Annotated in this window: 3 protein-coding genes; 2 read left to right on the plus strand and 1 reads right to left on the minus strand. The window is 67.5% G+C overall.

Annotated elements, in window-relative coordinates:
* On the minus strand, positions 1-1,023 hold a 1,023-nt coding region (locus JMF90_RS23795), incomplete at its 3' end, for an aminoglycoside phosphotransferase family protein (RefSeq protein ID WP_201325499.1).
* A gap of 221 nt (positions 1,024-1,244) precedes the next feature.
* On the opposite strand from JMF90_RS23795, the gene JMF90_RS23800 reads away from it, so the two are divergent.
* Both JMF90_RS23800 and JMF90_RS23805 read left to right on the plus strand, forming a co-directional pair.
* Positions 1,245-3,605 (plus strand): LPS-assembly protein LptD, encoded by a 2,361-nt coding sequence (locus JMF90_RS23800; protein WP_011546173.1) that lies wholly within the window; start codon positions 1,245-1,247, stop codon positions 3,603-3,605.
* Positions 3,606-3,656: 51 nt separating this feature from the next.
* Positions 3,657-4,984, plus strand: a 1,328-nt coding sequence (locus tag JMF90_RS23805; protein WP_201325500.1) for a peptidylprolyl isomerase, incomplete at its 3' end; no start/stop codon positions are given.

The raw sequence follows: 4,984 nt of genomic DNA on the forward strand, positions 1-4,984 counted from the left end.
TGCGTTGCCCTCGAGCTCGTCGAGCAGCTTCGCGAACGGCACGAGCGGGCGATAGCGCAGCGCGACCTTGCGCGCATAGGTCAGGAAGCGCGGCAGGTCGTTCAGGTAGTGCGGCTTGCCGTCGCGGTAGTTGATGCGCGCGAACAGGCCGAGAATCTTGATATGGCGCTGCAGCCCCATCCATTCGAGCTGGCGGTAGAACTCGCCGAAATCCGGATCGACCGGCAGGCCGGCCTTTTTCGCCTTTTCCCAGTAATACGCGAAGCAGTCGAGCTCGAACTCCTCGTCCCAGCTGATGAAGGCGTCGCGCAGCAGCGACACGACGTCGTACGTCAGCGGTCCGTATACGGCGTCCTGGAAGTCGAGCACGCCGGGGTTCGGCTCGCAGACCATCAGGTTGCGCGGCATGAAGTCGCGCAGCATGAAACCCTGCGGCTGCGCGTGCGCGCTCGCGACCAGCAGCGCGAAGGTGCGGTCGAGCGTGCCGCGCATCGCGTCGGTGACCGGCTTGCCGAGGTGGCGGCCGACGAACCATTCGGGCAGCAGCTCCATTTCGCGGCGCAGGAACGCTTCGTCGAACGGCGGCAGCACGTCGGGCTTCGACGTGAGCTGGAAGCGGATCAGCGCATCGAGCGCGGCGCGCATCAGCGGGCGTGCGGCGGTCGGGTCCGCCGGATCGAGCACCGAGATGTACGACGTGCGGCCGAGGTCGGTCACGAGCATGAAGCCCGCGTCGAAATCGTGGGCCAGCACGTCCGGCACGTGGTCGCCGGCCGCGGCGAGCAACTGCGCGACCTGGACGAACTCGCGGCACTTCTCGGGCGGCGGCGCATCGACCGCGATCAGCGTGCCGCCGGGGCTCGCGGCCGACGCGACGCGGAAATAGCGGCGGAAACTGGCGTCCGACGAGGCGGGCGCGAGGGTCGACAGGTCGAGGGCGTAGCGCTCGGCGAGCGGGTGCAGCCACGCGGTGAGCGCGTCGAGGCGGGCGTCGGGCTGGGATGCGGCGGATGGGGGCGTCATGAAACTCGGCGGAGGGGGGAACGTCTTGCCATATAATACCCCACGACTTTTTTGACGCGCCCCGCGTCAGCTTCCGCCGTGCAGGCCCGCCGCCTGTCGCGCCGTCCGCCCGATCGCCTCCCCGGTTTGCGAAGAGCCGCAGTCGCGGCTCGACGGCGCGGCCGCCGCGCGCGAGGTGCCGTGCAGGCGCGGTTGACAAGGGGCGATTCGCCAAACGATAGATGCCGCCCAAACCGCTATTCCCGAATGTTTTCCCCGGTGACGGGGCGCCGCGCAAACGGCGGCTCGCGCTCGCGCTCCTGGCCGTGCCCGGCCTCGTGCCGGCCGTGTCGTATGCGCAGCTGTCGGGCGCGGCTGCGCAGCCGCAGCCGCTCGACTCGCCGTGGGATCTGCGTCTCGCGCCCCAGCTCGAGGATCATCCGCTGAAGGACGGCGCGAAGCCGGCCGCCTTCGTGATCGCCGACCATACGAGCGGCACCGCCGAGCAGGATCTCGCCGCGAAGGGCTCGGCCGAGCTGCGGCGCGGCGACGCCGTCGTGAAGGCCGACGCGATCCACTACGATCAGGATACCGACATGGCCGATGCGTACGGCCAGGTCAAGGTGATCAATGGCGGCACGTCGTTCGCCGGCCCCGAGGCGCACCTGAAGATCGAGGCGAACCAGGGCTTCATGACCGCGCCGAAGTATCACTTCAACGTGACGGGCGGCTCGGGCAGCGCGGAGCGTGTCGACATGGTCGACAACGAGCGCTCGGTGTTCGTCAACGGCACGTACACGGCGTGCCAGTGCTCGACGAACCCCGCTTGGTACATCAAGGGCAGCCGCTTCGATTTCGATACGGGCGCCGACGAAGGCACCGCGCGCAACGGCGTGCTGTTCTTCCAGGGCGTGCCGATCTTCGCGAGCCCGTGGATGACGTTCCCGCTGTCGGGCGAGCGGCGCAGCGGCCTGCTGCCGCCGACGTTCTCGATGAACTCGAGCAACGGCTTCGAGCTGTCGCTGCCGTACTACTTCAACATCGCGCCGAACCGCGACCTGACGCTCACGCCGCGCATCATCTCGCGGCGCGGCGTGATGACCGAAGCGACGTTCCGCTATCTGTCGCCGTCGTATTCGGGCACGTTTACGGCCAATTACCTGCCGGATGACCGGCTCGCGCACCGCAACCGCTACGCGATCTACTGGCAGCACCAGCAGAACTTCGGCGGCGGCTTCGGCGGCTACGTCTATTACAACAAGGTCTCGGACAACACGTATCCCGAAGACCTCGGCTCGGCGAACCAGTTCATCAACGGGACGCAGACGCTGTACCAGCAGGAAGCGGGCCTCACGTACAACAACGGCCCGTGGTCGGTGCTCGCGCGCTACCAGCACTGGCAGACGCTGCCGCCGTCGATCGCGCCGTACAGCCGCGAGCCGCAGTTGAACGTGAAGTACACGAAGTACAACGTCGGCGGGTTCGACTTCGGCGCGGAAGCCGACTATTCGCGGTTCCGCATCACGACCGCCGATGCGACCGAAGGCGACCGGATCGTCTTCAACCCGTACATCTCGTACGGCGTGTACGGCCCCGGCTACTTCGTCGTGCCGAAGGTCCAGTACCACTTCGCGTCGTACGACCTGAACTACCTGTCGTCGACCACGCCGAACAGCCCGAAGCGCTTCACCGAGTCGATCCCGACCGTGACCTTCGACACGGGCCTGATCTTCGATCGCTCGGTGCGCCTGTTCGGCCAGGACTTCATCCAGACCCTCGAGCCGCGCCTGTACTACGTGTACACGCCGTATCGCGACCAGTCGAACGCGCCGCTGTTCGACACCGCGGAATCGGACTTCGGCCTCGCGGAAATCTACCAGCCGAACACGTTCGTCGGGAACGACCGGATCGCCGATGCGAACCGGATCACGGCCGGCCTGACGTCGCGCTTCATCGATCCGCGCACCGGCGACGAGCGCGCGCGCTTCGTGATCGCGCAGCAGTACTACTTCGCCGATCAGCGCGTCACGCTGAACCCCGGGCAGGCCGCCGTGCTGGCGCGCCACTCCGACCTGATCGTCGGCGCCGCGCTGAAGCTCGGCTCGGGCTTCATGTCCGAGACGGCATTCCAGTACAACCAGAACAACAACCAGCTCGTGAAGTCGAGCGTCGGTTTCGGCTACAGCCCGGGCGAGCGCCGCGTGATCAACGTCGGCTACCGCTATACGCGTGCGAACACCACCCTCGACAACCAGCCGATCAACCAGTTCCTGGTGTCCGCGCAATGGCCGCTCACGCGCCGCCTGTATGCGATCGGCCGTTTCAACTACGACCTCGCCGGAGATCGCGTGGTCGACGGTCTGGTCGGCTTACAATACGACGCGGATTGCTGGGCGCTCGGGGTCGGGGTGCAGCGGGCCGCGAACGGCATCAATTCGTCGGGACAGCAGAACTCGTCGACGCGATTCATGATGCAGCTGACGCTCAAGGGCCTGTCGACCGTCGACAACGGCCTCGTGTCCGCATTCCGCGCCGGGGTGCCGGGCTACACGCCGTTGCCGCCGCCGCCGCCGCCGATGTCCCGCTTCAGCAACTACGAGTAACGCCGGCATGTCTGCACCGGTCAGCACGATTTCAATGGAGTTCCAGTGGCAATGAAGAAAACCCTTCGTTTCGCGGCAGTCGTGTCCAGCCTCGCCGCGTCCGCCGCGCTGCTCGTCGCCGCGCCGGCCGCGGCGCAGGCGCTCGGTTCGCAAGGTGCGCAGCTCGCCGACGAAGTCGTCGCGGTCGTCAACAACGACGTGATCACGGGCCGCGAACTCGACCAGCGCGTCGGCCTGATCGCGCGCCGGCTGCAGCAGCAGAACGCGCCGGTGCCGCCGGCCGACCAGCTGCGCGCGCAGGTGCTGAACCAGATGGTGCTCGAGCGTATCCAGGTGCAGAAGGCCAAGGACGACGGAATCCGTATCGACGACGCGACCGTGCAGGCCACGCTGCAGCGTCTCGCGCAGGCGAACGGGATGACGCTCGACCAGTACCGCGGGCGCCTCGAGGCGCAAGGCGTGCCCTGGAGCATCTTCACGAACGACGCGCGCACCGAGCTGATGCTGTCGAAGCTGCGCGAGCGCGAGGTCGACGGCAAGATCACGGTGTCGGACGCCGAGGTCGCGAACTACATCGCGAGCCAGCGCGGGCCGAACGCGTCGCAGCAGCAGGACCTGCGCTTCCAGCACATCTTCATCAAGGCGCCCACCAACGCGCCGCAGGCCGACATCGAGGCCGCGCAGAAGAAGGCCGACGCGCTGCTGCAGCAGGCGAAGTCGGGCGCCGATTTCGAGCGCCTCGCGAAGAACAACTCCGAAGCGAACGACGCGAAGAAGGGCGGCGATCTCGGCTTCAAGTCGCCGAGCGCGCTGCCGGCCGACGTCGTCGACGCCGCGTCGAAGCTGCGCCCGGGCCAGGTCAACCCGACGCTGATCCGCGTGCCGGACGGCTTCGAGATCGTGCGCCTCGTCGATCGCCGCCAGAGCCAGGGCGCGAGCGCCGCGGCGCCGAAGATCGTCCAGACGCACGTGCGCCATATCCTGCTGCGCGTCGGCGAAGGCAAGTCCGAAGGCCAGGCGCGCCAGCAACTGGTCGACATCCGCAACCAGGTCGAGGCCGGCGGCGATTTCGCGAAGTTCGCGCGCACCTATTCGCAGGACGGTTCCGCGTCGCAGGGCGGCGATCTCGGCTGGATCAGCCCGGGCGAGACCGTGCCGGAATTCGAGCGCGCGATGAACAACCTGCAGGACGGCCAGATCAGTCAGCCGATTCGTACCGAATACGGCTACCACCTGATCCAGGTGCTGAACCGCCGCGAGGCGGAAGGGTCGGTGCAGCAGCAGATGGACATCGCCCGTCAGGCGATCGGCCAGCGCAAGGCCGAGCAGGCGTATGCCGACTGGCTGCGCGAGCTGCGCGACTCGTCGTACGTGCAGTA

The sequence above is a fragment of the Burkholderia sp. E168m23 genome, assembly GCF_016586125.1.
In the GTDB taxonomy this organism is placed as follows: Bacteria; Pseudomonadota; Gammaproteobacteria; order Burkholderiales; family Burkholderiaceae; genus Burkholderia; species Burkholderia orbicola.

Excerpts from the sequence above, each read along its gene's own strand:
- JMF90_RS23800 (WP_011546173.1), top strand. The coding sequence starts at position 1,245 with ATGCCGCCCAAACCGCTATTCCCGAATGTTTTCCCCGGTGACGGGGCG.